Origin of the sequence: Micromonospora sp. NBC_00362 (assembly GCF_026342155.1) — a bacterium.
GTDB classification, from domain to species: Bacteria; Actinomycetota; Actinomycetes; order Mycobacteriales; family Micromonosporaceae; genus Micromonospora; species Micromonospora hortensis.
Genome location: NZ_JAPENH010000001.1, coordinates 2742466 through 2769211 on the forward strand (window position 1 = coordinate 2742466; position 26746 = coordinate 2769211).

General features: G+C 71.8%; 22 protein-coding genes. 13 read left to right on the top strand and 9 right to left on the bottom strand.

The annotated features are described in order from the left end of the window. Positions 1 to 30 precede the first annotated feature (30 nt). The 8 genes from OG992_RS12440 (at position 31) to OG992_RS12475 (ending at position 9823) form a co-directional block, all read left to right on the top strand. Complete coding sequence (locus tag OG992_RS12440; protein WP_238683301.1) at positions 31 to 1782, top strand: ATP-binding protein; 1752 nt, start codon at positions 31 to 33, stop codon at positions 1780 to 1782. A gap of 74 nt (positions 1783 to 1856) precedes the next feature. Next, positions 1857 to 3005 carry an exonuclease SbcCD subunit D gene (locus tag OG992_RS12445; RefSeq protein ID WP_266303308.1) on the top strand — a complete coding sequence of 383 codons (1149 nt, stop codon included), beginning with the start codon at positions 1857 to 1859 and terminating at the stop codon, positions 3003 to 3005. Next, positions 3005 to 5479 carry an SMC family ATPase gene (locus OG992_RS12450; RefSeq protein WP_266303309.1) on the top strand — a complete coding sequence of 825 codons (2475 nt, stop codon included), beginning with the start codon at positions 3005 to 3007 and terminating at the stop codon, positions 5477 to 5479. The genes OG992_RS12445 and OG992_RS12450 overlap by 1 nt, the downstream gene beginning before the upstream one ends. 55 nt (positions 5480 to 5534) lie before the next feature. Next, positions 5535 to 6500 carry a hypothetical protein gene (locus OG992_RS12455; RefSeq protein WP_238683303.1) on the top strand — a complete coding sequence of 322 codons (966 nt, stop codon included), beginning with the start codon at positions 5535 to 5537 and terminating at the stop codon, positions 6498 to 6500. Between the two features lie 18 nt (positions 6501 to 6518). Continuing rightward, positions 6519 to 7376 carry a spermidine synthase gene (locus tag OG992_RS12460; RefSeq protein WP_266303310.1) on the top strand — a complete coding sequence of 286 codons (858 nt, stop codon included), beginning with the start codon at positions 6519 to 6521 and terminating at the stop codon, positions 7374 to 7376. Positions 7377 to 7502: 126 nt separating this feature from the next. Continuing rightward, on the top strand, positions 7503 to 8195 hold the full coding sequence (locus OG992_RS12465) for a sigma-70 family RNA polymerase sigma factor (protein WP_238683305.1): 693 nt from the start codon (positions 7503 to 7505) through the stop codon (positions 8193 to 8195). Beyond that, the gene (locus tag OG992_RS12470) at positions 8192 to 8971 is read left to right on the top strand and encodes an anti-sigma factor (RefSeq protein WP_266303311.1); all 780 of its coding nucleotides are present in this window, start codon (positions 8192 to 8194) and stop codon (positions 8969 to 8971) included. The genes OG992_RS12465 and OG992_RS12470 overlap by 4 nt, the downstream gene beginning before the upstream one ends. Before the next feature lie 204 nt (positions 8972 to 9175). Beyond that, entirely contained in the window at positions 9176 to 9823 is a 648-nt protein-coding gene (locus OG992_RS12475; protein WP_238683307.1) for a hypothetical protein, read from the top strand. Between the two features lie 88 nt (positions 9824 to 9911). Here the strand turns inward: OG992_RS12475 and OG992_RS12480 are convergent, their stop codons facing one another. The 5 genes from OG992_RS12480 to OG992_RS12500 form a co-directional block, all read right to left on the bottom strand. Further along, entirely contained in the window at positions 9912 to 12755 is a 2844-nt protein-coding gene (locus OG992_RS12480; protein ID WP_266303312.1) for a stealth conserved region 3 domain-containing protein, read from the bottom strand. Beyond that, positions 12752 to 13801, bottom strand: a complete 1050-nt coding sequence (locus OG992_RS12485) for a hypothetical protein (RefSeq protein ID WP_266303313.1) — start codon at positions 13799 to 13801, stop codon at positions 12752 to 12754. The genes OG992_RS12480 and OG992_RS12485 overlap by 4 nt, the downstream gene beginning before the upstream one ends. Beyond that, positions 13798 to 15828 (bottom strand): PIG-L family deacetylase, encoded by a 2031-nt coding sequence (locus OG992_RS12490; RefSeq protein WP_266303314.1) that lies wholly within the window; start codon positions 15826 to 15828, stop codon positions 13798 to 13800. Before OG992_RS12490 ends, OG992_RS12485 begins: the two co-directional genes overlap by 4 nt. Positions 15829 to 15899: 71 nt before the next feature. Continuing rightward, positions 15900 to 17681, bottom strand: coding sequence for a stealth family protein (locus tag OG992_RS12495; protein ID WP_266303315.1), 1782 nt, complete (start codon positions 17679 to 17681; stop codon positions 15900 to 15902). Positions 17682 to 17724: 43 nt separating this feature from the next. Continuing rightward, positions 17725 to 19572 (bottom strand): stealth family protein, encoded by a 1848-nt coding sequence (locus tag OG992_RS12500; protein WP_266303316.1) that lies wholly within the window; start codon positions 19570 to 19572, stop codon positions 17725 to 17727. A gap of 473 nt (positions 19573 to 20045) precedes the next feature. On the opposite strand from OG992_RS12500, the gene OG992_RS12505 reads away from it, so the two are divergent. Further along, a complete protein-coding gene (locus tag OG992_RS12505) occupies positions 20046 to 20966 on the top strand; it encodes a DNA-3-methyladenine glycosylase (RefSeq protein ID WP_266303317.1) in 921 nt (306 codons plus the stop codon). Between the two features lie 21 nt (positions 20967 to 20987). On the opposite strand, the gene OG992_RS12510 is transcribed toward OG992_RS12505, so the two are convergent. After that, positions 20988 to 21491 carry a DUF1990 family protein gene (locus OG992_RS12510; protein WP_238683314.1) on the bottom strand — a complete coding sequence of 168 codons (504 nt, stop codon included), beginning with the start codon at positions 21489 to 21491 and terminating at the stop codon, positions 20988 to 20990. 97 nt (positions 21492 to 21588) lie between these two features. Here OG992_RS12510 and OG992_RS12515 point away from each other — a divergent pair, with 97 nt between their 5' ends. Beyond that, positions 21589 to 22083 (top strand): N-acetyltransferase, encoded by a 495-nt coding sequence (locus OG992_RS12515; RefSeq protein WP_238683315.1) that lies wholly within the window; start codon positions 21589 to 21591, stop codon positions 22081 to 22083. Here OG992_RS12515 and OG992_RS12520 read toward each other — a convergent pair. Then, positions 22058 to 22480 carry an SRPBCC family protein gene (locus OG992_RS12520; protein ID WP_238683316.1) on the bottom strand — a complete coding sequence of 141 codons (423 nt, stop codon included), beginning with the start codon at positions 22478 to 22480 and terminating at the stop codon, positions 22058 to 22060. The two genes, OG992_RS12515 and OG992_RS12520, sit on opposite strands and share 26 nt — an antisense overlap. Before the next feature lie 170 nt (positions 22481 to 22650). After that, positions 22651 to 22863, bottom strand: coding sequence for a hypothetical protein (locus OG992_RS12525; RefSeq protein WP_124858806.1), 213 nt, complete (start codon positions 22861 to 22863; stop codon positions 22651 to 22653). A 135-nt stretch (positions 22864 to 22998) separates the two neighbouring features. Between OG992_RS12525 and OG992_RS12530 the strand changes: the two genes are divergently transcribed. Both OG992_RS12530 and OG992_RS12535 read left to right on the top strand, forming a co-directional pair. Beyond that, a complete protein-coding gene (locus tag OG992_RS12530; protein WP_112584960.1) occupies positions 22999 to 24114 on the top strand; it encodes an ATP-dependent DNA ligase in 1116 nt (371 codons plus the stop codon). Between the two features lie 58 nt (positions 24115 to 24172). Beyond that, positions 24173 to 25744: an alpha/beta hydrolase gene (locus tag OG992_RS12535; protein ID WP_238683391.1), complete on the top strand. Its 1572-nt coding sequence runs from the start codon at positions 24173 to 24175 to the stop codon at positions 25742 to 25744. Here OG992_RS12535 and OG992_RS12540 read toward each other — a convergent pair. After that, positions 25671 to 26183, bottom strand: coding sequence for an ion channel (locus OG992_RS12540; RefSeq protein ID WP_238683318.1), 513 nt, complete (start codon positions 26181 to 26183; stop codon positions 25671 to 25673). The genes OG992_RS12535 and OG992_RS12540 overlap by 74 nt on opposite strands. Positions 26184 to 26257: 74 nt before the next feature. On the opposite strand from OG992_RS12540, the gene OG992_RS12545 reads away from it, so the two are divergent. Further along, a complete protein-coding gene (locus tag OG992_RS12545) occupies positions 26258 to 26710 on the top strand; it encodes a GNAT family N-acetyltransferase (RefSeq protein ID WP_266303318.1) in 453 nt (150 codons plus the stop codon). The last annotated feature ends 36 nt before the right edge of the window (positions 26711 to 26746 follow it).

The window sequence follows — 26746 nt, forward strand, 5'->3', positions numbered from 1 at the left end:
CCGTGATGCCCGACCGACCCGAGTCGCCCGATGACCGACGCCGACCTCGACAGCCCGGGCGAGGCTGTCGGGCGGGTGCTGGGCACCGCCGACGCCACCCCGTTGCAGTTCTGGACGGCCGTGGCGCCCGGCAGTTACCTCCAGCTCGACGACGTGGTGGTCACGCGACGGGAGCTGCCGGACCGGGAGCCGGTGACGATCGCCGGGGTGGTCACCCAGGTCCGCGCTCGGCACGAGGGCGCCCAGTTCGACTCCGACGTGTTCGCCATCGCCGACGGCACGCTGCCCGCGCAGGTGCAGGAGGCGGCCGAGGTCACCACCACCCGGGTCGATCCCGAGCTGTACGTGCCGCCGACCCCGGGCGCGGTGGTGTTCCGGGCCGAGGGCGATGCCCGGGCCCGCGCGCTGCACTTCGACCGGATGGAGCGGCGCATCCCGATGGGGATGGGTCGCGACGGGGTCCCGGTCTACCTCAACGCCGACTTCCTCGACGGCAGTCGGGGTGCGCACGTCTCCATCTCCGGCATCTCCGGTGTGGCCACCAAGACCAGCTTCGCCACGTTCCTGCTCTACTCGGTGTTCCGCTCCGGCGTGCTGGGCGGCGACGCGGTCAACGCCAAGGCGCTGATCTTCAACGTCAAGGGTGAGGATCTGCTCTTCCTGGACCACCCCAACACCCGCCTCGACGAGCCCACCCGCGCGGCGTACGCGAAGCTCGGGTTGAGCGCCGGCGCGTTCCCCGACGTGCGGGTGTACGCCCCGCCGCGCCCCGGCGACTCGGCCGGCACGCCGGATGTGAGCAGCCGGCTCACCGGCGTCGATAGCTTCTACTGGACGCTGAGCGAGTTCTGCACCGACCGCCTGCTGCCGTACGTCTTCGCCGACGCCGACGACGAGCGCCAGCAGTACACGATGGTGGTCCACTCGGTGGCCGCGCACCTGGCCCGCTACGCCCAGCCCGCCGACGGCGGGGTGAGCATCGACGGGGTCCGGCTCGGCTCCTACGGCGATCTGGTCGACCACATCGTCGATCAGCTCAACGACGACGAGACCCGCTCCGACTGGGCGGGCAGCGCGGTGGGGCTGGGCACCGTCAACGCGTTCGCCCGGCGGTTGATCGGCAGCAAGAAGGACCTGGCCCGGCTGATCCGTGGCGACCTCGCCACCCGCCGCCCCCACTCGATCAACACGAGCGAGTCGGCCCAGGTCACTGTGGTCGACCTGCACAACCTTCCCGACCGCGCGCAGCGGTTCGTGGTCGGTGTGACGCTCAAGAGCGAGTTCGAGCGCAAGGAGAAGTCCGGCACCGCCAAGCCGCTGCTCTTCGTCGTCCTCGACGAGCTCAACAAGTACGCCCCCCGGGAGGGCTCCTCGCCGATCAAGGAGGTCCTTCTGGACATCGCCGAGCGGGGCCGTTCGCTCGGGGTGATCCTGATCGGCGCGCAGCAGACGGCGAGCGAGGTGGAGCGGCGGATCGTCACCAACTCGGCGATCCGGGTGGTCGGCCGGCTCGACCCGGCCGAGGCGTCCCGCCCGGAGTACGGCTTCCTCCCGCCCGCACAGCGCCAGCGGGCGTTGCTGGCCAAGCCGGGCACCATGTTCGTCAACCAGCCGGACATCCCGGTGCCGCTCTGCCTGGAGTTCCCGTTCCCGGCCTGGGCCACCCGGGTCTCCGAGGCGGGCCGGGCACCATCGGAGACGCTGCGCTCGATCACCCAGTCCGCCGACCCGTTCGCCGTGGTGGGCTCCGGCGGCGGCACCGACGACGACATCCCGTTCTAGGGAGGGCCGGCACAGGTGAGCGCGAGGAGTGAGCTTGCGAGCCCCGCAGTCGCGAACGGAAGGCCAGCTCAGCAATGAAGATCCTGCACACCTCCGACTGGCACGTGGGAAAGGTGCTCAAGGGGCAGTCCCGGGCCGACGAGCACAAGGCCGTGCTGGCCGGGGTGATCGAGATCGCCCGTGCCGAACAGCCGGATCTGGTGATCGTCGCCGGTGACCTCTACGACACCGCCGCGCCCAGCTCGGAGGCGACCCGCCTGGTCACCAGGGCGTTGACGGCGCTGCGGCGGACCGGCGCGGACGTGGTGGCGATCGGGGGCAACCACGACAACGGCCCGGCGCTGGACGCGCTGCGCCCGTGGGCCGATGCCGCCGGCATCACCCTGCGCGGCGGGGTGCGGGAAAATCCGGACGAGCACGTCATCGACGGCACCACCGCCGGTGGCGAGCGGTGGCGGCTGGCCGCGTTGCCGTTCCTGTCCCAGCGGTACGCGGTGCGCGCGTTGGAGATGTACGAGCTGACCGCCGCGGAGACCAACCAGACGTACGCCGACCACCTGGGCCGGGTGCTGGGGCGACTGACCGAGGGTTTCACCGAACCGGACCGGGTGCACCTGGTCACCGCGCATCTGACGGTGACCGGCGCGGCCACCGGTGGTGGCGAGCGCGACGCGCACACCGTGTTGGGCTACGCCGTTCCGGCCACCGTCTTTCCGGCCACCGCGCACTACGTGGCGCTGGGTCACCTGCACCGGGCGCAGCGGGTCACGGGCCCCTGCCCGGTGCGGTACAGCGGCAGTCCGCTCGCTGTGGACTTCGGTGAGCAGGAGAACATCCCCTCGGTGACGATGGTCGAGGTGACGGCCAGCACCGCCGCCCGGGTGCGGGAGGTGCCGGTGACGGCGGCGAGCGCGCTGCGCACGGTGCGGGGCACCCTCGCCCAGCTCGCCGAGATCGAGGCACCGGACGCGTGGCTGCGGGTGTACGTGCGGGAGCAACCCCGCGCCGGCCTGCGCGAGGAGATCCAGGAGCTGCTCCCCCGGGCCCTGGAGATCCGGATCGACCCGGAGCTGTTGGCCGCCCCGGGCAGCGGCGCGCGCATCGCCCAGCGCTCGGGGCGTTCGCCCCGGGAGTTGTTCGCCGACTACCTGGACAGCCGGGGCCACGCCGACGAGGGTGTCCGGGAGCTCTTCGACGAGCTTTTCGAGGAGGTCGAGCACTGATGCGTCCGATGCGGTTGGACATGGCCGGGTTCACGGTCTTCCGGGACGAGACCACTGTCGACTTCACCGACGCCGACTTCTTCGCGCTGATCGGCCCGACCGGTTCGGGCAAGTCGACGGTGCTGGACGCCATCTGCTTCGCCCTCTACGGCATGGTGCCCCGCTGGGGTGGCGCCCGAGGGTTGGCGAACGCGCTCGCGCCGTCGGCGACCGAGGCGCGGGTGCGGTTGGTCTTCGAGTCCGGCGGCGCCCGGTACGTGGCGACCCGGGTGGTCCGTCGGGACGGCCGGGGCAACGTGAAGACCGCGAACGCCGGGTTGCAGCTCATGCCGGCCGGCTTCGACGTGACCAAACTGGACACCGGGTTGAGCCCGGACGATCTCGGCGAGGTGGTGGCCGGCACCCCCGCCGAGATGGAGCAGGCGGTGCTGGAGGCGGTCGGGCTGCCGTACGAGCAGTTCACCAGTTGCGTGGTGCTGCCACAGGGGCAGTTCGCCGACTTCCTGCACGCCAAGCCGGCGACTCGGCAACAGATCCTGGTCAACCTGCTCGGCCTCGGCGTCTACGAGGACGTGCAGAAGAAGGCGACGGCGCGCGCCGCGCAGGCGGAGGCCCGGCTGGAGGCGGTCGATCAGGTGCTCGCCGGGTTGACCGGCGTGGACGACGAGGCGTTGGCCGAGGCCGACGCCCGGGTGGAGCGGATGGCCGAGCTGGCGGCCGCGGTGGCCGAGGCGGTGCCGGAGCTGGCTGCGGCCCGGGTCACCGCACGGGAGGCCGCCGCGGCGCTGACCGCGCTGGACGACGAGCTGACAGTGCTGACCGGGGTACGCGCGCCGGCTGGGGTGACCGCTGTCGCTCGCGCGGTCGCGGCGGCGCGGGCCGACGCCGAGGCGGCTGCGGCCGGGGTGTCGCTGGCCGAGGAGCGGGAGGACAAGCTGCGCGGTGAGCTGGCCGCCGCCGGTGACGAGAGCGCGCTGCGGCTGCAACTGCGGGCGTACGACGATCGGGATCGGCTGTCCGGTGAGGCCGACGCGGTCCGGGCGACGGTGCGCGCGGCGAATGAGGAGCACGCCGCCGCGGTGGCGGCGTTGGCCGCCGCACGGGTGGTCGCCGAGCGGGCCGACGTCGAGCTGGAGGCGGCCTTCCGGGCGCACGAGGAGGCGAAGGCCACCGACCTGGCGGTGAGTCTGCGGGTGCACCTGCATGCCGGTGCCGCGTGCCCGGTGTGTGAGCAGCCGGTGGCCGAGGTGCCGGCGGTGCCTGCCGATTCGGCGGTGGCCGCCGCGACGGCGGCGGGCAAGGCCGCGCGGGCCGCGACAAAGGCCGCGCAGGCGACGGTGCAGGAGCGGGACACGGCGGCGCGGGAGTTGGAGCGGCTGCTGGTGCAGGCGCGAGCCCGGCAGGAGCAGATGGAGGCCCGGCTGGCCGAGCTGGACGGGCAGCTCTCCGGTGCGGCCGAGCCGGCCGTGTTGCGCCGGGAGTTGGCCGAGCACGCCCGGTTGCGACGCGCGTTGGAGGAGGCGGCGACGGCGGTCCGGGCCGGCCGCGAGGCCGCTCGGCAGGCCCGGGCCGGGGTGGATGCCGCCGAGGAGCGGCTGCGGGCGGCGTGGCGGGCCTTTGACACCGCCCGGGACGGGTTGGCGCGGTTCGGCCCACCGGCGACCGATCGGGACGACGTGGCTGCCGCGTGGGCGGCGCTGACCGAGTGGGCGACCACCGAGGCGGACCGACGCCGCGCCGAGCGGGCCGGTCGGGCCGCCGCTGTGGCGGAGGCCGAGTCGGTGGCCGACGGGGTGCAGCGGGCCATCGCGGGCATCTTCGCCGCCGCCGACGTGCCGGTCGGGGACGATCCGGTGCACGCGGCGACGGTGGCGGTGGAGCGGGCCGACGCCGACCGGCGGCGGCTGCACGAGCGTCGCGAGCAGGCCGGGACGTTGCGCGAGCAGCGGGCGGGGCACGAGCGGGAGGCGCAGGTGGCGCGCGCGCTCGCCGGGCACCTTCGGGCCAACAACTTCGAGCGGTGGTTGCTGGCCGAGGCGTTGGACCTGCTGGTCGACGGCGCGTCGGGGATTCTGCGCGAGTTGTCCTCCGGGCAGTACGAGCTGGTGCACGACAAGGGCGAGTTCGTGGTGGTCGACCACCACGACGCGGGGCTGCGTCGCGGCGTGCGCACCCTCTCCGGGGGTGAGACGTTCCAGGCGTCGCTGGCGCTGGCGTTGGCGCTCTCGGAGCAGTTGGCGGGGATGTCCACCACGGCGGCGAGTCTGGAGTCGATCGTCCTGGACGAGGGTTTCGGCACGCTCGACGCCGCCACCCTGGACACGGTGGCGGCGACCCTGGAGAACCTGGCGGCCCGGGGCGATCGGATGGTCGGCGTGGTCACCCACGTGCCGGCGTTGGCCGAGCGGATCCCGGTCCGCTTCGAGGTGCGCAAGGATGCCCGGTCCGCGCGCGTGGAGCGGACGGGCCGGTGAGCGCGAGGAGCGCAGCGCAGCGGAGCCCCGCAGCCGCGAACGAAGGACCAGCCCGGTGAGCGCGAGCGACCCCGCGTTCTTCGTGGATTCGTGGGACCCGGCGTACGGGGCGTCGTTCGAGGCGTCCGCCGCCGGGCCGGCCGCGCCGAGCAGCGCGCAGGTCGACGCGGACGTGGAGTTGCCCGCCGTGGACTGGCGGGCGATCGGGGTACGCCCCGGGGTGCGGGCACCCGACGTGGTGTTGCTGGTCGACGGGGTTCGCCGCATCGACGCGAGCATCTGGACGGCGGAGACCGACGGCCTGTCGTTCCCCGGGTTGGCCGCCTCGTACGCGGCCGGCGTGGTCCGGTGTGACCTGGGGCGGGGTGCGGCGCAGTTGGCGGGCACCCGGGTTGGTCGGGGCCTGTTCACGGCGAGCCCGTCGGCGCGGGATGTGGTGGCGGGCGCGATCCGTTACCCGGTGCACCGGGTGGGTGGCACCGGTGAGCTGGCGAAGCTGCCGGCCGCCGTGCAGGGCCCGCTGACCGCGTTGGAGGTGGCGGTGTCCGACGCCGCCCGGGTCGACGGTGACCTGTTGGTGGTGGACGGCCCGCTGCGCAGTCGTCGGCAGTTGCCGCGCACCCTGGGCTACATCAAGACGCAGCACAGTCAGTACCTGGATGCCCGGCTGACCGCTGTGGTGACGGGCATGGCGTCGGGTGAGCGCTCCCCGGTGTTCCGGCTCGGCACCGCCTGGGGTGGTTGGTCGTGGTATTTGCGGCTGCCGGTGGCGATCGGCGCGCCGTGGGCGGGCGTCGTTCGGGTGGAGTGCTCCGCCGACCTGCCCGTCGAGGCGGCGATCGAGCTGGCCGACCTGTCGCTGGTGACACTGCCGCGTTTCGCTTCCACCCCGTACAAGGATCCGCGGGCCCCGCAGAACCTGATCCCGATCGCCGGCCTGGAGCGCCGGCTGCGGGCCCTGCTCGGCGATTCCCGGCTGCTGCACCGTGCGTTGACCGCCGCGGCCCGCGCCGCCCGATGAGCGCGGATACTGGTTCCGGTGGGTCGTAAACGGGTGGGTGACCGGGTCGTCGAGCAGGTGGACACCGGGCTGGCGGAGCTGGTGCCGGCTCCGGACCGGGCCGGCTCGTGGACGCTGCTGCTGGACGGCGCGCCGCAGTCGCACGTCGACCTGACCGACCCCACCCACCTCGAGTTCGAGTACGTGCGGCGGTTGGCCGCCGCAGTGGATCTGATCGCGCCGGCCGGTGCGCCGCTGCGGGTGCTGCATCTGGGTGGCGGCGCGCTGACCCTGCCCCGGTACGTCTCCGCCACGCGACCCGGGTCTACCCAGCGGGTGTCCGAGGTGGACGGCGCGCTGGTGGAGCTGGTCCGTCGGGCGTTGCCGTGGCCGTCCGACGCCCGGTTGCGGGTCCGGGTGGAGGACGCCCGGGCGGTGCTGGCGTCCACCCGGGAGGGCAGCTACGACGTGGTGGTCGCCGACGTGTTCGCCGGTGCGCGTACGCCGGCCCACCTCACGTCGGTGGAGTACGCGGCCGAGGTGGCCCGGGTGCTCCGCCCCGCCGGTTGGTACCTGGCGAACCTGGCCGACGGTCCGCCGCTGCGGCACGCTCGCGGGCAGGTCGCCACTGTCCGTTCGGTGCTGCCGCAGGCCTGTCTGGTCGGGGACGCGGCGGTGCTGCGTGGACGCCGGTACGGCAATCTGGTGCTGGTCGCCGGGCGGTCCACACCGCCGGTGCCGGAGCTGACCAGACGCGCTGCCGGCGACTGGTTCCCGGGCCGGGTGGTGGCCGGCGACGACCTGGATCGCTTCGCCAGCGGCGCGCAGATCGTCCGGGATGCCGACGCGACCGGCTCCGATCCGCCACCGCCTGGCCTGTTCTCAGTCCGCCGCTGACCGTCCACTCGACAACGCGCCGTAGATATTTTCGCCGATTGTTGATCCGTTGGGGCCGGTGCTGCGTACCACCGGGCGGCCCACCTTGTGGGCCGGCGTTGGTCACGGACGATCCCGGAGGTCTGCATGCACGCGGTGGCGGCCGGTTGGCATGGCGACGCGGTACGCGCTGACTGGTTGTCGGCGCGACCCTCGTCACGGTCAACCTCGTCTGCCCGGGGGGTCGACTCGCGGGCGACGCCTCGCCAGAATGGTCCGGTGACGCCGCGACCGGCGCCCGGGCGCCATCAGGCGACGACAACCGAGGCCAGCCACTCCGACCAGTTGATCCGTCAGCTCTATGCCGAGCACGCCGGCCCGTTGCTGATGTTCGTCATGCGCCTCACCGGGGGGGACCGGCAGCGCGCGGAGGACATCGTCCAGGAGACGCTGCTGCGAGCCTGGCGCAACGCGCACCGCCTGGGCACCCAGGGGCAGGGTTCGCTGCGGCCGTGGTTGGTCACCGTGGCCCGCCGCATCGCCATCGACGAGCACCGCAGCCAGGAGGCCCGGCCGCCGGAGACGTACGACCGGGACCTCACGGCGTTCGCCGAGGCGGACAGCACCGACCGGGTGCTGCGGACCATGACCGTGGCGGACGCGCTGCGGACGCTCAGTCAGTCGCACCGGGAGATCCTGATCTCGACGTACTTCCGGGGGCGGACGGTGCCGGAGGCCGCCGAGGAGTTGGGCCTGCCGCTCGGCACCGCCAAGTCGAGGGTCTACTACGCGCTGCGCGCGCTGCGCACGGCTCTGCAGGAGCGGGGGGTGACAGAATGAGCCGGCCGGACCACATGGACGTCGCGGCGTACGCGCTCGGTGTGCTCGACGAGCAGGACACTGAGCGGTTCGAGGAGCATCTCGCCACCTGCTGGGCGTGCGCGGCCGAGTTGGAGACGATGGTGCCGGTGGTCGGGCTGCTGTCCGACATCGACGGCGAGACGATGATGGCGATGGAGCAGACGGCGACCGACCCGGCCCTGCTGGACCGGACGCTCGGCGCGGTCCGGGCCGACCGGCGGCGTACCCGGTTTCGTCACATGCTCGCGACGGCCGCCGCGGTGGTGGTCTTCGGCGGTCTGACCGGGTACGGCTTCGTCAGCGTGACCGGCAACGAGCAGGCGCCGGGGGTGCTCGCCGAGTCGACGCCGAGCGCGCCCACCCCGCCGACGAGCGCGCCGACGGCCGCGCCGAGCGGCCCGGGTGTGGGCGGCACCGAGGTGGAGGGCGACCAGGTCGAGGCGACCGACGCGACCACCGGTGTGCAGACCACCATGTTCCTGGTGACCAAGGACTACGGCACCCGGATCAATTTCAGCCTGCGGAAGCTGCCCGGCCCACGCATCTGTCGACTGGTGGTGGTACGTAAGAACGCCACCACCGAGGTCATCTCGACCTGGTCGGTGCCGGAGGGCGGCTATGGCACCAACACCCGGCCGCAGGGTCTCGAACTGAGCGCCTCGACGTCGGCTCTGCCGAAGGACATCAAGCAGCTCCAGGTGCAGTCGGTGGATGCCAACGGCGTGGCGAGTCCGCTGGTCACCGTACCCATGTAAGAGTGCCTGCCCGCATCGGCGCCGGTCATTGTCACAATGACCGGCGCCGATCTGTCGTTGGCGAAGGGTCCCCTCGCGGGGGCGTACGCAGGGGAGCACCAAACGGTTCAATCGGTTTACGTGAAATTGACCACTGTTACTACTTCAACCTTGACAGCCCGCCCGCCGTACCTATGGGTGAACTGTCAAGAATGAGGAGGGCACGTGGCACAGATGAAGCGGACCGTCATCGTCGCGAGCGCGATGGTCGCACTAACGGCCTGCGCTCCCGCGGGTTACGACGGGGCGAACTCGAGCGCGGCCGAGCCGGTCGCCGTCGCCGCGGCCGAGCCCACCGCGACGGTTGAACCTGAGGCCTCGGCTACCCCGGAGGCGCCCGCCGCCGACGCCCCGCCCGCGGACGTCGACCTGACCGAGAAGTTGGTCGGCAAGAGTGTGGCCCGGATGGGCAAGGTGGTCACCGACCAGGACGGTTGGATCCTGTACCGCTTCGACAAGGACACCGCCGACCCGCCGTCGTCGAACTGCGTCGACAAGTGCGCCGAGGTGTGGCCCCCGGCACTGACCGACGGCAACCCGGAGCTCACCGGCGTCTCCGACGACAAGGTCGGCAGCGTGACCCGGCAGGACGGCACCCGTCAGCTCACCATCGCCGGCTGGCCGGTCTACCGCTACATCGGTGACAAGAAGCCCGGCCAGTGGAAGGGCCAGGCTGTCGGTGGCACCTGGTTCGTGGTCCAGCCGGACGGCAAGAAGAACCTGAGCTGCCTGCCCAAGGGCACCCCGAAGGCGGTCGCACCGCCGGCGGACAGCGGCTCGAACGACGCCGGAGGCTCCGGCTACTCGTACTGAGCCTGGTCGCCCACGAGGGCACGGTGGTCGGTCGTCGCCGGGGAGGGCGCGACCGGCCACCGTCATGTGCGGAGGTCCGGTGCCGCCGTCATCGACCCCCGGCCCCGGACAGCCGACGGTTGCGCTCACTACCCCGCTCGAACTGGCTGGCGACGGGGAAGTATGCGCCAAGGAACGCCTCGATGATCCTGGCTTGGTCCTCAGCCGGCACGTCGCCGTCGTGGTAGTCGTTGAGACAGAACACGTCGAAGGCTCGGCCGGCCAACAGATTGTCCAGCCGCAGCAGGTGCGCGGCCAGCCCGACGTTGGCGAAGGTACAGCGGATCGCCCCTCCCGTCGTCCGTCCGCTCATCAAGCCGAAGTGATGCGCCAGGGACGAGAGCATGGATACGTCGTCGGTGGAACGGATGCGGTTGGCTGCCGTCTGCCGGACCGACTCCGGAAACGCCGCTTCGATGTCGTAGAGGGTGCTGCGTCGGTGCGCGTGCGGAGCGTGCAGGAACGCGTGGATCAGCGTCTTGCCGAACGCTCCCTCCAGCAGACGCCGGTTGTTCTTGGCGGCCACCGCGAACGCCTCGTCGTCCGGACTGGGAGGCGTGAGCGGGATCTGGGTCGGGCTCTTGAACGCCTTGGGCAGCCCACCCGGGTCGAAGAACATGTCGGGTCCGAAGAGCCGGCCGAAGAAGACGTCGTCGTTGAGGTAGACGAAGTGCTCGGACAGCCCTTCGATGTGATGCAGTTGAGTCTCGATGGCGTGGGAGTTGAACGTCGGCAGGACGCTCCGGTCGGCGAAGATCTCCTGATGGTCGACTATCCGGACCTTCGGATGCGCGGTGTCGAGCCAGTCCGGCACCTGGCCATCGGTCACGATCCAGATCCGGTTCACCCACGGCGCGAAGAGATCGACCGACCGTAGCGAGTATCGCAGCTCGTCCCGACTGCGGAAACGTTCGGCGCCCTGCAGCGCACCCTCTTCGGCGTACCCGATCCCCAGTGCCTCTGCGCGGCGGCGCGCCCAGACCGGGTCGGCCCCGTCGACCCAGGTGTAGACGAGGTCGATGGGGAAGGTGATCTCGTCGGCGAGCCGTCGCGTGAACGGTTCGACGGATCGGTAGTTCCGCCCCCCGACCGTCACCACGGCCGGAGTGAGGGATTCGGCGGCCAGCCGGTCCCCCACCAACGTCCGGCTCGGGCCGCAGAGGTCCGATCCGTCCTCGACGGTCTGCCAGAACTCGACGGCACACCCGTAGATGGTGCCGAGCCGTAGCGTCTGCGACTGGGTCATCGCCGGTTCGAAGACCCGCAGCCAGGCGGCCGTGGCCATGGCGGTGACCCCGATCGTGGCTGCCGCCGGCCAGACCCCCATCGTGCGGTTCCGCTGGTCGAAGGCTTCCACGTAGACGGGCCGACCGGCGTGCCGACGGGCGAGGGCGGCAACGACGGACTGCCGGGTCTCCTCCCGTACGGCCACCCGGAAGGTCGGCGACATCTGTCGGACGAGGAAGTAGTCGATGCCTGCGGCGTCGAGGCTGTCCACTGTCAGGTCCAGATTGTCCCGCGCGACCTCGTACGGCGTGGAGTCCCGGAGGCGCGTCAACTGCCCCCGTGTCCAGAGCAGGTCGTCCCGGCCGGCCTCGACTCCGGCCGCCCATGCTTCCACGTCGACCTCGCCGACGCTGCGGGCGACGGCCTTTGACGGCACGACGTTCGGCGCCGCCCTCCGGGCCTGCTGCGCGGCCACCGCGGCCAGTCGCCGATCCGTCCAGCCCGGGCGGTCACGGTCGGCGAGCAGGTCGGCGAAGAGCCGCTCCCACTGTGGCATCACCTTCTCGACGGAGAAGCGCTCCACATCGCGCAGTGCGGCATGCCCCATCATGTGCCGCAGACCATCGTCCTCGACGAGCTTCCGCAGTGCGGCGGCGAGTTCATCGATGTTGTCGGGGGCGACCAGGAATCCGGTTTCGCCATCCTCGATCACCTCACGCGGCCCGTTGGGGCAGTCGTACGCCACCACCGGGACGGCAGCGCTCATCGCCTCGATCAGGGTGAGGCCGAAGGACTCGACGCGGGACGTCACCATCGCCACCGACGCCTTGGCCCACTCGTCCTCGATGCTCTCCGTCGGACCGAGCAGGTGAACCTGATTGCCGAGTTTGAGGCCGGCGATGCGCTCCTCCAGCCGCGCCCGTGAACCGCCTCCGAAGATGCGCAGCCGCCAGTCGGGGTGGTCCGGGGCGATCTGGCCGAAGGCGGCGATCGCATGCTCGAACTGCTTCTCCGGGCTCAACCGACCCGCCATCACGACGGTACGGGTCTCCCGTGTCGACCGTGGTCGGTAACCGTCCTCGATCGGGTTGGGCAGCACGACCAAGCGGGGAGCAGCGTCCACCAGCAGTTCGGCGAACCAGTCCCGGGTGGGGCGGGAGAGCAGCGCGATCGCGTCGGCCCTGGCGGCGAAGAGCCCGAACGGCTCACCGGAGGAGCCCCGAAGTTCGGCGACGCGGTGCTCCTGCGCGACGATCACCACCCGTCGGGGGAGCAGCGTCGCGGCGACCGCGAGCAGTGCGGGGGTGGTGGTAACCACCACGTCGGCGTCGATCTCGCCGAGTACGCGTTCGAGTTCGAGGTCGGACAGCGCGGAGAACGCGCCCTCCCAGTGGCGCCGGACCAACGTGCTGGGCGCGGCGGCCAGCGCCTCGGCGACGGCGTCGGGCATCCCACCACGTACCGGCCGGGTCACGCCCCCGCGAGTGTCGAGCAGGTGCACCAGCTTCACCGCGGGGTCAACCTCGAAGGGCATCTCGTCGCGGGTGCGGAGGACACCGATGACCTCCACCTCATGCCGATGGGCCAACCAGTTCGCCTGTCGCAGGACGGTGCGTTCGGTGCCACCGATGGCATCGGCCCAGGTCAGCAGATAGGTGATCTTCATGATTTGCCGTCCGTCGGGCGGGATTGGATGGGGAGGCAGGCCAGGGCGAGGCTGCCGGCCGGCGTGAAGTAGGGGCGGACGCGGACTGAACGGCCGGGCGCGGCCCAGACGATCGCCGCTGGCGGCCGGAGGGACTTCTTGGGGTTGGTGAGATCGTGCAGCACCGTGCCGACGCGCAGCCGGCGTGGCCCGGCGTACAAGCGGACGTCGAAGGTCCGCTCCCGAACGCGCCCCGTCTCCGTCATGGGCGACAACGGCAGAGCGAATCGCAACAGGTCCGGGCCCACCGGTTCGCCGCCGATGCGGAACGACTCGCCGCCGCCCCGCGGCTCCAACCCGACCTCCACCGGCCCGTCGGCGTGCCAGCCGACCGTTCGCACGTCCAGGCTCGCTCCGGTCCAGTCGAGTCGGACGTCGGTCAGCTCGGCCAGTGCCCCGGGGACCGCGACGGCAAGCGTGAGCCGGCCAGCCTGGTCGGTCAGCGGTCGGTACCGGTGTCCCGAGTCGGGGCAGGGCGGCGTCGACACTGTCGGTCCCGCAGGTCGTTCGGTCAAGCCGCCGACCACCCGGACGGGATCTCCCCCGCCGCTTTCGCTGATGAGGCGACACTCCACCCGCCACGGATCACCCGGGGGCAGATCCAGTCCACCCGGCCGGCCGCAGAGCAGGACGGCGGCGGACGCGGCCAGACCTCCGCTGGCCCGCCGTAGGTCGGCAGGCACGGTCAGCCGCGTACTCCCACGGACGAGGTGCAGTTCGGCGCCGACGACATCGGCGGCGAGCGCACTCGGCACCTCAAGGTCCAGGTTGAGGGTGTGACCGTCGAGCACACCCACGAAGCGTGCCTGGATCGACGGTCCCGCCGGCAGTGCGGCCCGGAAGATCCGCCGGGGGGCCGGTGTCTGGACGGCGCCCTTCAGCTGCGTCACCTGCCGGCTCAGTTGCCGGTCGGCTCTGCGCAGGGCGACCCTCAGCCGTGGCCAACGCCGCAGCGCGTCGGACGCCAGATCGCGTAGATGCGCCCCGTTCATGCCTGTCCCGCTCATGCCCGTCTCCGCCCGTTCCCTGTGGCCGTCCACTCACCGAACTGTTCGCCACTGCCCGCCCGCCGCTGCCTGGCCGTCCAGAGCCGTCCATCCACCCCGACAACACCAGCCACAACTCGTCCGTCGGCGTCCACCGCCACCGCCGGGGAGCCGACGAAGAGGACACCGGAGGTGGACCACGCGGTGGACACCCCCCGCCCCGCCGGCTGCCAGGACAGGCTGGTCGTACCGGTGTCATCGCGTTTGACCAGGACCGTCCCGCCCGGATCTCGTGGGACCGCCGCCGCGGCTACCGACCCGAAGCCGCCCCGGCCGTCGAGGCTCGCCGGGTTGACCGGCCAGCCACCGCCGACCCGTTGCCGCAGCGCCAGCACCCGACCGCTCTCCGCCTCGCGGAACACCAGCAGCAGCCGGCCCCCGGGCTCCTCCACCACGGTCAGCGGACCCGCCGGGGCCGGAACGGACAGCATCGATGGCCGTTCGAACGGCCCGTCGACAGTGGCCTGGCGCCAGTGCAGCACCGCTTTGTCGGTCCCCGCGAACAGCTCGATGCGACCGTCGGCCGTGCTCGTAACCGCGAGCCCCTCCTGCACGACACTGCCGCCGAGGTCACGCCAGGGGCCCCAGGTGTCCGGGCCGGTCTGCACGCGGCTGCTCACGCCGCGCCCGAAGTTTCGGACGAACACCTGCACTCGACCGTCGGCGCCGACAGCGGCAACCGGCATGCCCATCTCCAGCCGCCGGACCTCCGCGTCGACCGCGCCGTCCGCCGGGTTTTCCAGGTCCACCCAGGGCCCGAACGGTCCGCCCGGTTCCGACTCCACAGTGGTCACCAGGACGCGTCGGTGTCCCTCCCGCGCCAGGTCGAGTACCTGCCGGACACCGAAGAGGTGGATCCGGGCGTCGGCGCCCACAAGCGCGTACAGGTGCGGCACCAGCCCTGCCCCGTCGACCAGATCGGGCCCACGCCACTTCCCGCTGCCGGGTCGGGTCTCCCGCCACACCGATGCCCGGTCCCCGAGGACCCCGAACGCGGCGAGCCGCCCGTCGGCCTGTCGGAGCAGCCAGGAGCCGCTCCCGGGATAGCGGGGATGGGTGCTCTGCCCGTAACCGGGCACGTGGCCCTGATCGCCGACCTGGTAGTCGCCGCAACCCACCGGGTCCCCGCAGTCCCGGGGGACGCCTCCGTAGATGTCCAGCAGCGCCTTCTTGGCGGCGAACGCCTCCTGCCCAAGGTTGCGCGGCCAGTGCCGGTTGTAGTAGCCCCGGTAGCTCTCGCGTAGGACCGGCCGCCCGCCGGCCTGTTCGTAGCGTCGTACCGCCTCAAGGGCGAAGTACGCGCTGGCCGTGTGCGTGAGGTGGTCGGAGTAGGCGATCTTTCCGCTGGCGGCGTCGTAGGTCTTGTGGTCCGGATCGGGGTCGAGCAACCGCACGACGGTCGGCTCGACCTCCCGCAGCAGCGCCGTCAGCGCGGTGAGCAGTTGCTCCCGGTCGTACTCGCCGACAGCCTCCAACGGGCTGCCCGTCGGCCGCAGGGCCGGCAGGGCCGGCAGGCTCCCCTCCCACAACGCGCTGAGCCACCGGGGCGGCTCGTCCCCGACGGCGTCCTGCGTTCTCAAATTGAAGAAGACCAGGCGTACTGCGGGCGCGCCGACCAGTGTGGCGATCTCTACCGGCAGGCCACCCGCCAGCACCTGAGCGACCCGCGACCAGGCGGCCCTCCGGTCGCCGAGAGCCATCTGTGCGTACGCCGCCCGGATGCCGTTCTGGCGAGCTGCGGCGTAACCGGCGAAATCAACGGGAACGGCGCGGCGATCGGGGTGGTTCTGGGGAGCGTTGCGGCCGTCGGACTCACTGGCGGTGAGATAGACCGCGGTGACCGGGGAACCGCTGTCGATCGCATGCTGCACGGCGGGGTTGAGGAAGAAGAGGTCGTCGTCGGGGTGCGCGACGACCTGGAGATAAGCCGCGAGGTGACGCGACGACGTGGGATTGGCCCTGCCGACACCGTGTCTCAACCAGAACATGGCGTCACTGCCGGCACAGGAGAGCGGCGACGGTCGCCGCGAGACGGCGCGGATCGTGGACGGCAATCATGTCAGGCCTTCTCCCACGGGCTGGGCACTGGAAAGTAGGTGTCCAGAAAGGGCGTGATGATCGCGAGCTGGGCGGCCAGGTCCTCCTCGGACGAGAAGGCGTCGTTCAGACAGAAGACGTGCCGGTCCCGCCGGGCCAGCAGGTGCGCAAGCCGCGCGGGAGTGTCGGGATGGGACAACTCGGCGATGGCGTACTCCAACTCGCCAGGCACGGCTCGACCGGTCTGGAACGCGTAGTAGTGGTGCAACGAGGAGGCGATCGAGATGTCCGTCAGGCCACGGAACCGGCTGGCGGCGGTCCCGCGGTGCGGCAACGGGAACTCCTGCTCGATCTCGTAGAGAACGCTGCGCCGAAGCGCGTGCGGCATGTGCTTCATCTTCTGGTTGAGGACGGTTCCGAAGCGTTCGGCGATCAGCGCGCGATTGTTCTTCCCAGCCGCCGAGGACGGGATGTCCTCGGCACTCGGGGTGCCCGGCGGCACCAGCGCTGGCGACGGGAAGAAGCGGGAGATGCCGTTGGCCAGGAAGAAGTCCTGAGGCAGCACCTCGGTGCCGAGGAAGACGTCGTCGTTGAAGTACAGGAAGTGCTCAGAGAGCCCGTCGATGTGGTGCAGCTGGCTCTCAATCGCGTGGGAGTTGTAGGTGGGCAGCACCGATGGGTCCGTGAAGATCTCCCGGTGGCTGACCACCCGGAGCCCTGGCGCGGACAGCTCAAGCCAGGTGGGCACCTGGTCGTCGGTCACCAGGTAGATGTTTCGCACCCAGGGTGCGAACAGGTGCACCGAGCGCAGCGAATAGCGGAGTTCGTCGCGGCTGAGGAACCGAGCCGGGCTCGCTGCCTCCGCGTGGTAAGGAGTCCCGGTCACGTCGGCGCGCCGACGCAGCCAGTCCGGATCCGTGCCGTCCACCCAGGTGTAGACGACGTCGATGGGGAAGGGCACGTCATCGGGGCACCGCCCCGCGAACTCCTGCCGACTGCGAACGGTCACGCTGGCGGTCGGCGGCACCAGGCCGGTGAACAGGGACTCGGGCACGAGGACCGGAGGCGACGACACCTGGACCTGCTCCGCCACCGGGTTACGACGCGGGGCGACGAGCGTGTCCCCCTGCCGGGTCCAGAACTCGACGTCGCAGCCGTACGCCAGCCCCAGCACCAGCCGATGCCGGGGGTCGGTCCAGTACCAGGTCAGCCGCACAACCGGGGCGTCCGCAACCCGCTCCCACGTCTTCGGCTCGAAGCCCGGGGCCGGGGGCCGCTCGCCGCTGGCCCGGGGTACGGAGACGTAACCGGGCACTCGGGCGCAGGCCGCCGCGAGCGCGTCGTACACCCGGCTGCGGTCGCCGGCGTCAACGGCGACCACCGACGCCCTCGGTGACCGCCCGCGGACGCGGAAGTAGTCCACGCCAGCCTCGTCGAGCGCTGCCGTTACGGCCGTCAGATTCGCCGTCCTGGCGCCCAGCGGCGTGACAGCCGGGTCGACTCTCGCGATCCGCGACCCGCGGTCGGCCGTCACGACCGCCCGATCACCACCTGCGAGCAGTTCCGGTTGCCGCCGGGCCAGCCGCTCGCTACGGCGTCCCGCCACCTGGGCGTCCCGGGACGCCCGGGCGACCCACTGCTTCAGCTGGTGGCGCGCTCGCGGACTCACCTTCGTCGCGATGGCACGGCGGGTCTGCGCGCTCAACACCCGGCGGTAGACGTCAACGAGCCCCGACGGTTCACCGAGCGCCCGTGGCGGCTCGGACGACGGCTGGGGTGCGGGGCGTACCAAGCTGAACTCCACTGGGGACGGTGTACGGAAACACTGGCTGGGCGGCGCGGTCGGGTCAGCCGTCCGGCCTCGTCACGACAGCCTTGAAGCCGGTGACCGTGCTTAGCATGTTGTTGGGCATGGTGGGCGCGTCGACCGGGGTGCCCCGACGGGCATCCGGCACCGGACGGTACGAGCGCCGCCACAGCTCCCCCGCGCCCACGTTCCGCCGCTCCGCCACCACGTCGTCCGGCAGCTCGAACGGGGCGGGGAAGGGCAGGTAGCGCGGCAGGAAGTCGGCCAGCATCCGCTCCTGCTCGGCGAACGACCGAGGGTCGGAGTCGGTGTCGTTGAGGCAGAACACGTCGCGGTGCCGGCGACCCAGCAGTTCGGCCAGCCGGGCGGGGGTCGAGGGGTGACCCAGGTCGGCGTACTCGTACTCGATGTCGCCGGGGACGGCCTGCGCGGTCAGGAACGCCCAGTACTGGTGCAGTGACGACGGGATGGACAGGTCGCCGTGGTGCCGGAACCGGTGCCGCGCGGTGGCCGCCACCTCGTCCGGCAACATGCCCTCGATCTGCTGCATGATGCTGCGGCGCAGCGCGAACGGGGTGTGCTTCATCTTCTGCGTGATGGTCACACCGAACTGCCGTTGGATGTGCCGACGGTTGTTCTTTCCGGCGGCCTTCACCGGCGGGTCCTCCGGCTTCGCCTCCCCCAGGCCGAACTGGGCCGGCGAGGGGAAGAACTTCGCGATCCCGTTGGCGTGGAAGAAGTGGTTAGGCAGCAGCGGACGACCGAGGAACACGTCGTCGTTGAGGTAGAGGAAGTGTTCGGCCAGGCCGTCGATGCGGTGCAGGCGGGACTCGATGGCGTGCGAGTTGTACGACGACCGGCCGCCGAGGTCGGCGAAGAGCTCGGCGTGCGAGATGACCGTGATCATCGGATGGCTCGGGTCGAGCCAACTCGGCAGTTGACTGTCGGTGATCAGGAAGATCCGCCGCAGCCAGGGCGCGAAGCTGTGCAGCGAGCGCAACGAGTACCGCAGCTCGTCGCGGTTGTGGTAGCGCGACGAGTTCGCGGCGACCGCGTGCAGCGGGCCGTCCGGAGCGCCGAGCGCCAGCGACTTCCGCTTCAGCCACTGCGGGTCGGAGCCGTCCACCCAGGTGTAGACGGCGTCGATCGGGAAGCCGACCCGGTCCGGCGCCCGGACGGCCAGGTCCCGGCGGGTGCCGTAGGTGTGGTCGTCGGCCTCGGGCACGAAGTGGCTCATCAGCGCCGCCGCCACCCGGACCGGCTGGGCCTGGGCGGGGGCCTCGTCGACGACCCCGTTGCGCCGGGGAGCACGGACCATGTCCCCGTGCCGGCTCCAGAACTCGATCTCGCAGGCGTATTGGGCGCCGAGGACCACCCCGGCGCGGGCGTCGGTCACCGGGAAGCAGACCTGGATAACCTCGGTCGGGGCGCCGTCCGGTTGGTCCCGACGGGGTTGGACCTGCACCACCCGGACGTCCGCGCCGGACAGCGTCGGCGCGGTGCGGACGAGGCGTTGCACAGCCGGCCGTTGGTCGTCGAGGACCGCGACGGTGCTGCGCAGGTGGTCGTCGTTACGAATGCAGTGGTATTCGATGCCGGCGGAGTGCAACGCGGTGGTGACGGCGGTGAGGTTGCGGTGCCACTGCTCCAACGGGGTCGCCGTGGCGACGACCTCGGCCCGGGTCCGAACGCCACCGTCGGTCACGGCCACCCGGGCGCCGAGGTGATGCACCGTGTCGCCGCCGCGCGGTCGGGAGAGCGTCTGCACCAGGCCGATCCGCCGGTGTGCGGGCAGCAGACCCAGCAGCCGTCGCCGTGCCGACGACGGTAGGAGTCGATAGATCTTCAGGGCGATCACGCGCTGGGCCGTCCGCTCGGGACGGCCCACTCGTCAGTGGGCACCCGTCAGCCCTGCGGACGGGTAGCGAGGTGAGATCCCACTCGCGATGATTCGACACAGACTCGCGCAGCCATCACTGCATGCCCTTCCACAGATCCCCCGTTGACACTGCGTGGCGATCCGGCGTCGGCCGCGCGACGCCTGGTGGCGGCTGTCGGCGGGACACCGGTCTCCGGGCCGAACCGGGTTCTCCCGCGAGTGGGAGTTGCTGGCCGCCGCAGGTGGCCCGGGGCAGTGCGTTTACCTGCAGGCAATCAAACAACCACATGATCGATACCTGACCCACCGCCAAAAATGGCATAAGGGCGGTATGCGCCTGTTCGCCAAGATAATCCTGGCCATTCGGGTGGTTCAATGACACCGGGACGGTCGGGCGAACGTATCCCCGCGAAGCTCCTCAACCGCGAGCGGGACCGGTACGGCGGTCGCCAGCCCTCCCGGTGACCTGGCAGAGTGACGGGGTGACCGAGACCGAACCCGCCGCGACCAGGGTGCTGCACCCACCGGTCGGCTATCGGCTGACCGCCTCGGTCCGGGCGCTCACCTTCAGCCTGTACGATCCGTGCGCCCGGGTGGCGGCCGGCACCTTCTGGTGGGCCACCCGCACCCCTGACGGTCCGGCCACGCTCGCGCTGCGGCCGGCTGGCGGCGAGTTGCTCGCCGAGGGGTACGGGCCCGGAGCGGAGCACGTCCTCGCCCGCGCCGACGCGATCGCCGGGCTGCGCGACGACCTGACCGGCTTCACCGAACTGGCAGCGGCGCACCCGCTGGTCGCCCGGCTGGCCCGGGAACACCGGGGCCTCCGGATGCCCGCCACCGGGGAGGTCTTCCCCCGACTTCTGCGCGCGGTCTTCGAGCAGAAGGTCACCGGCAAGGAGGCCTACCGGGCGTACTCGGCGATGGTGCGGCACTTCCGGGAGCCGGCTCCCGGCCCGTTGCAGCCGCTGCTCCTGCCGCCCGAGGCAGCCACCGTGGCCGCGGCCCCGTACTGGGTGTTCCACCCGTTCGGGGTGGAGCAGCGCCGAGCCGACACGCTCCGTCGCGCCGCGGCGCTCGCCGACCGCCTGGAGCGCAGCACCGACGCCGCCGACGCCACCCGCCGGCTGACCGCGATTCCCGGCATCGGGCCGTGGACGGCTGCGGAGGTGGTCCGGATCGCGTACGGCGACCCGGACGCGGTCAGCGTCGGCGACTACCACATCCCGAACACCGTGGCCTGGGCGCTGGCTGGCGAACCGAGGGGCGACGACGCCCGGATGATGGCCCTGCTGGAGCCGTTCCGAGGTCACCGGGGCCGGGTGTGTCTGCTGCTGGAGGCGGCCGGCATCCGGGCACCGAAGTACGGCCCGCGCGCCCCGATCCGCTCGTTCGCCCGATTCTGAGTCGCTCCGGCGCCCTGGTGGTCAGCGACCGGCGCAGAGCCGACGCAGGGTACGGCCGAGCCACCAGGCATACGTGTGCTGCACGGCCCGGACCGCCGGGCCTCCGGCGCGGGTGAACCAGCGGTCGGGCAGGCTGAACGCGCGGACCTCGAACCAGACCGCGCCGGTGTCGTCACGGACGACCTCGAACGCCTCCTCGCCCCGCTCCGGGTGCCCGGGCAGGGTGCCGTAGCCGAAGCCGGCGAGCGTGGGCGAGTCCGCGCTCCAGACCACCTGGCACGGCCCCCAGAGGCGGGCCGGGCCGACGCCGAGGCCGGAGGCCACCAGCACACCGGCGGTGGCCCGCGGCGCGTCGGTGCGGATCCGGACGCCGGCGGCGCGGTGCAGCCGCCAGCTCAGGACCGCGTCGGCGGCGGTCTCGAAGCAGCCGGCGGGCAACGGATACCGGTGGCGCAGGTGGTGGTACCCGCCGGGCAGCGGCCCGTGCCGGGTCGACCCCACCTCCGGGTACGTCAGCTCGGCCACCGTTGCCCCCTCGACCTCGACCGGACACGGGTCAGGGTACGGCCGGCGCGGTCGGGCCGCCCGTCGATGGCAACGGCGGCTGTGGTGTGCTGCCCCGATGAACGCCGAGGCGAGCATCGTTCCGGCCGGTGTCGTGGACGCCGGCGAGATCCTCACCGTGCAGCGCGCCGCGTACCTGAGCGAGGCGCAGCACTACACCGACCCGTTCCTGCCACCGCTGACCGAGACGTTGGACGAGGTGGCGGCGGTGCTGGCCGGCCCGAGCATCGTCCTCGCCGCCCGGTTGGGGCACCGACTGGTCGGCTCGGTGCGGGCCCACCTGGCCGGGGACACCGCGCACGTCGGCCGCCTCTCGGTCGCCCCGGACCAGCAGGGGCGGGGTGTCGGGGCGCAACTGCTCAGCGCCGTCGAGCGGGCCTGCGCCGGCCGGGCGGCCCGCTTCACCCTGTTCACCGGCGCGGACAGCGCGCGCAACCTGCGGTTGTACCAGCGGCACGGCTACCGGATCGTGGCGCACCGTCCGGACCCGAACGGCATCTCGTTGGCAGTGCTGGAGAAGCCGGCCGTCAGCCCCGCTCGCAGCGACGCCTGAGCCCGTCGGCCTCCATCCGCACGTAGCGGCGGAACAGCCCGCCGTACAGCCGGCCGATCAAGCCGGCCAGCGGGCCGGACTGGCTGAAGGCCAACTCGACGCGGGTACGCCCGTCGGGCAGCGGCAGCAGCCGGTGCTCTGCGGTGGTCCGCACACCCGGCGCGTCGGAGACCCAGACGAACTCCCGCCGCTCGGTCAGCTCGGTGACCCGCCAGACCGCCGGCCGCAACTTCGGCTGGGTCAGTCGTGCGGTAGCGCCGACGGTCAGCGGACCCGGCTCCCCCCGCTCGGCCCGGGTCACCGAGTCCGTCCACTCGGGCCAGCGGGACACGTCGACAAGCACCGCCCAGACCTGCTCGGCATCCGCGGCGATCTCGGTATCGGCCTCGAACCGCATGGTGTCCCCTCCCCGGCGGCGCCGCTCGGCACCGCCACGGGTGCAGACGAGGCCGCCGGGAGCATTGTGACACCGGAGCTCGATCCCGTCCGGCCCTCCTCAGTGGAGGCACATCGAGCCTGGCAACCGGCAGTTCCCGGGGCCACACCGCACGACGCCGACCGCGCGGATCAGGCGGCCTCGCGCAGGTCGGCCAGGGTGAGCGGGGTACGCCGACGCAACAGCTCCTCCAACTCGGGCACCGAGCCGACCTCTCCGAGCACGTTCCGGCCGCCGCCGAACCGCTCCGGGTAGCGGCGGGTCAGCCGGAACCGGTAGCGGCCCCGGATCAGCTCGACGCTCACCCGCCACCGCCCGCAGCAGTCACAGACCCACTCGGACACCTCGTGAAAGTAGCTCTGACCTGCGGTTATGCGATTCGCCCGATGGGGACGAGCGACGCGTAGGGGGACACGCCACCCCGCCATCCACGGTGATCTGCCTCACGACTGTCGGCACCGTCTGATTGACTGGTCGGCGTGGACCTGCCGATCAACCCTCCGGTCGAGCCGATGCTGGCCAAGAGCGTTCCCAAGCTGCCCACCACGCCCGGGGTGACCTACGAGCCCAAGTGGGACGGGTTCCGGTGCATCGTGTTCCGCGACGGCGACGAGGTCGAGTTGGCCAGCCGGGGCGGCAAGTCGATGACCCGCTACTTCCCCGAGGTGGTCGAGCAGGCCCGCCGACAGCTACCGGAGCGGTGCGCGGTCGACGGGGAGTTGATCGTGATTCGGCGCGACGGGCCGAGCGGCCAGCCACGGCTGGATTTCGAGCTGCTGGCCCAGCGCGTCCACCCGGCCGCGTCCCGGGTGAAGATGCTGGCCGAGACCACCCCTGCCGACTTCGTCGCGTTCGACCTGCTGGCGATCGGTGACGAGGCCCTGCTCGACCAGCCCTACCCACGCCGCCGGGAGCGGCTGGTCGAGGCGCTGGCCGGGGTCCGCCCGCCGGTGCACGTCACCCAGGTCACCACCGACCCGGACACCGCGCGGCGCTGGTTCGACGTCTTCGAGGGCGCCGGGCTGGACGGTTTGATCGTCAAGCCGGCCGACCTGCCGTACGAGCCGGGCAAGCGACTGATGTTCAAGGTCAAGCATGCCCGCACCGCGGACGCGGTGGTGGCCGGCTTCCGCTGGCACAAGTCCGGCCCGGTGGTGGGCTCGCTGCTGCTCGGCCTGTACGACGACGCCGGGGTCCTGCACCACGTGGGCGTGAGCGCGTCGTTCAGCATGGCCCGCCGCGCCGAGTTGCTCGACGAGCTGGCGCCCTATCGGGACACCGGCGGGGAGCACCCATGGGTGCACGGCGACCACGAGCGTGGCCAACGCATCCCGGGTGGGGTCAGCAGGTGGACCGGCACCAAGAACCTGGAGTGGGAGCCGGTGCGCCCGGAGCTGGTGGTCGAGGTGGGCTACGACGCCATGGAGGGCGAACGGTTCCGGCACACCGCGCAGTTCGTTCGGTGGCGCCCGGACCGCGACCCCCGATCCTGCCGCTACGACCAGCTCGACCGACCGATCCGCTTCGACGTGGACCAGGTGCTGCGCGGCGACCCGACGGCCACCGTGGACCGAGCCGCCACCGGCTCGGCGTAGCCTGGCCGTCGACCCGATTCCGGAGGACCACGTGACCCGCACCGCCGACCAGCCTCGGATGGCGTCCAGCCGCCGGGTCCGTCGTACTCTGGCCGCCTTCGTCGTCGCCGCGCTGCTCACCGCCGGTTGCACGCTGCCAGCGTTCGCGCCGCGCACCGAGGTGGAGGGCGCGGCCGCCCCGACCGGCAGCGCACCGAACTGGAAGCCCTGCCCGGAGGTGCCCGACGAGTTGGTCGGGCGGAGCGCACCCAACATGCGCTACGAGTGCACCCGGATCGCGGTGCCCCGTGACTGGGGCACCGGCGGCGGGGCGAGCGCCGGCCCGGGCGCCGGGCAGACCTTCGAGATCGCCCTGCTGCGCGCCCGGTCCACCAAGCAGCGCGACCGGGTGGGTTCGTTGGTGATCAACCCGGGTGGTCCGGGTGGTTCCGGTGTCGACACCGCCGTCTACCTCTCCTTCGGCTCCCAGTTCGGCGGGCTGCCCGCCTCGATCACCGAGCGCTTCGACATCGTCGGCTTCGACCCGCGCGGGGTCTCCCGGTCCAGCCCGGTCAAGTGCATCTCCGACGCCGACCTGGACGCCAGCTTCGGTTTCGACCCGGACCCGGCGAGCCAGTCGGCGTTCGACGGCTTCGTCGGCCTGAGCCAGCGGATCGGGCGCGGTTGCGGCGACCGCTACGGCGACCAGTTGCCGCTGTACGGCACCGAGCAGGCCGCCCGCGACATGGACGCGGTACGCGCCGCCGTGGGCGACGACAAGCTGACCTACCTGGGCTACTCGTACGGCACCCTGCTTGGTGCCACCTACGCCCAGCTCTACCCGCAGCGGGTGCGGGCGCTGGTGCTCGACGGCGCTGTCGACCCGCAGCAGCGGCTGGTCGAGGGCTCGGAGAGCCAGGCCCGCGGCTTCGAACGGGCCTTCACCAACTTCACCCGCTGGTGCGCGGCGAACGCCGGCCGCTGCCCGATCGCCCCGGACGCCCGCGCCGCTGTCACCTCGGCCATCGACAAGGCCAAGGTCTCCCCGGTACGCGGCGCCGACGGGCGGGAGGCCACCGCCGGCTGGGTGTTCTACGCCGTCATCTCCTCGCTCTACACCGAATCCGGCTGGCAGGAGCTGGCCCGGGCGATCGACAAGCTCGCCGAGGGCGACCCGAAGGACGTGTTCCGGCTCGCCGACGCGTACGCCGGCCGGGAGGACAACGGCCACTACTCGAACCTGTTCGACGCCAACCTGGCCATCAACTGCGCCGACGAGACGGAGAAGCCGAGCCGGGAGCAGATCCGGCGGTTGCAGTCCGAGTGGCGCGGGAAGTACCCGCTGTTCGGGCCGGCGTTGGCGGTCGGCATGCTGAGCTGCGTCGAGTGGCCGGGCGGGCGTGACCCGTACCCGACCGGGAAGGCGAACGGCGCGCCGCCGATCGTGGTGGTCGGCACCACCGGCGACCCGGCGACGCCGTACGAGCAGACCCCGCGGCTCGCGTCGATGCTGGGTGTCGGTCGGGTGCTGACCTGGGAGGGCGAGGGGCACACCGCGTACCCGCAGACGTCCTGCATCACCAACGCTGTCGACGCGTACCTGATCGACCTGACCGTGCCACCGGAGGGGCAGCGCTGCCCGGCCCGCTGACGGGCTGGGTCGGCGGCAGTGGGGGCAGATCGATCCCCTGCCGGGTGGCCAACTCCTCCAGCAGCGCCCGCATCCGGCGCACGTCGGCCTTGAGCTGTTCCTGCTCCTCATGCTCGAAGGCGTTGTCGTCGACGATGAGCCGGCTCGCGAAGTGCGCGGTGATCAGCGGGATGACCAGCAGCACCATCGTCGAGATGAGCAGCGCGGCCAGTGTGCGGCCCGCCCAGGTGGTCGGCGAGATGTCGCCGTATCCGACGGTCGAGGCGGTCACCACAGCCCACCAGACGGCATCGGCCGGGCTGCGCTCCTCGACCTCCCCGTAGATGACCCCGGCCACCACGATCATCAACAGGTACGAGGTGATCAACGTGCGGGGCGAGTTCGCGAACCACACCAACGCGCGGTACACCCAGCGGAACGGCAGTAGCACTAGCTCCATGCCGCCCCATGCTGCCCGTTGCCCGCAACCGGCACAGGCCCATTCGCCGGTTTCGCTGTGTCAGGATCACCGGCATGAGCGACGTGACCTACCGGGAGGCGGTCCGGGCCGACCTGCCCACCGTCATCGCCCTGCTCGCCGACGACGTCCTGGGCAAGGCCCGCGACTACACCGAGGTCGACGAGGCGTACGAGAAGGCGTTCGCGGACATCAGCACCGATCCGCGCAACCAGCTCATCGTGGCCGAGCAGGATGGCGAGCTCGTCGGCTGCCTGCAGATCACCTACATCCCCGGCCTCGGGCGGCACGGCAGCGAACGGTCCCTGATCGAGTCGGTCCGGGTCCGCTCCGACCGGCGTGGTCAGGGGCTGGGCCGGGAGCTGATGACCTGGGCCGTCGACCAGGCCCGCGAGCGTGGCTGCGCGCTGGTGCAGCTCACCACCGACAAGACCCGCGCGGACGCGCACCGCTTCTACCTGGGCCTCGGTTTCGTGGCCAGCCACGAGGGCATGAAGCTCGCGCTCTGACCCGGCGTCGCGTCCACCCGGCGGGGCACTCCGGAT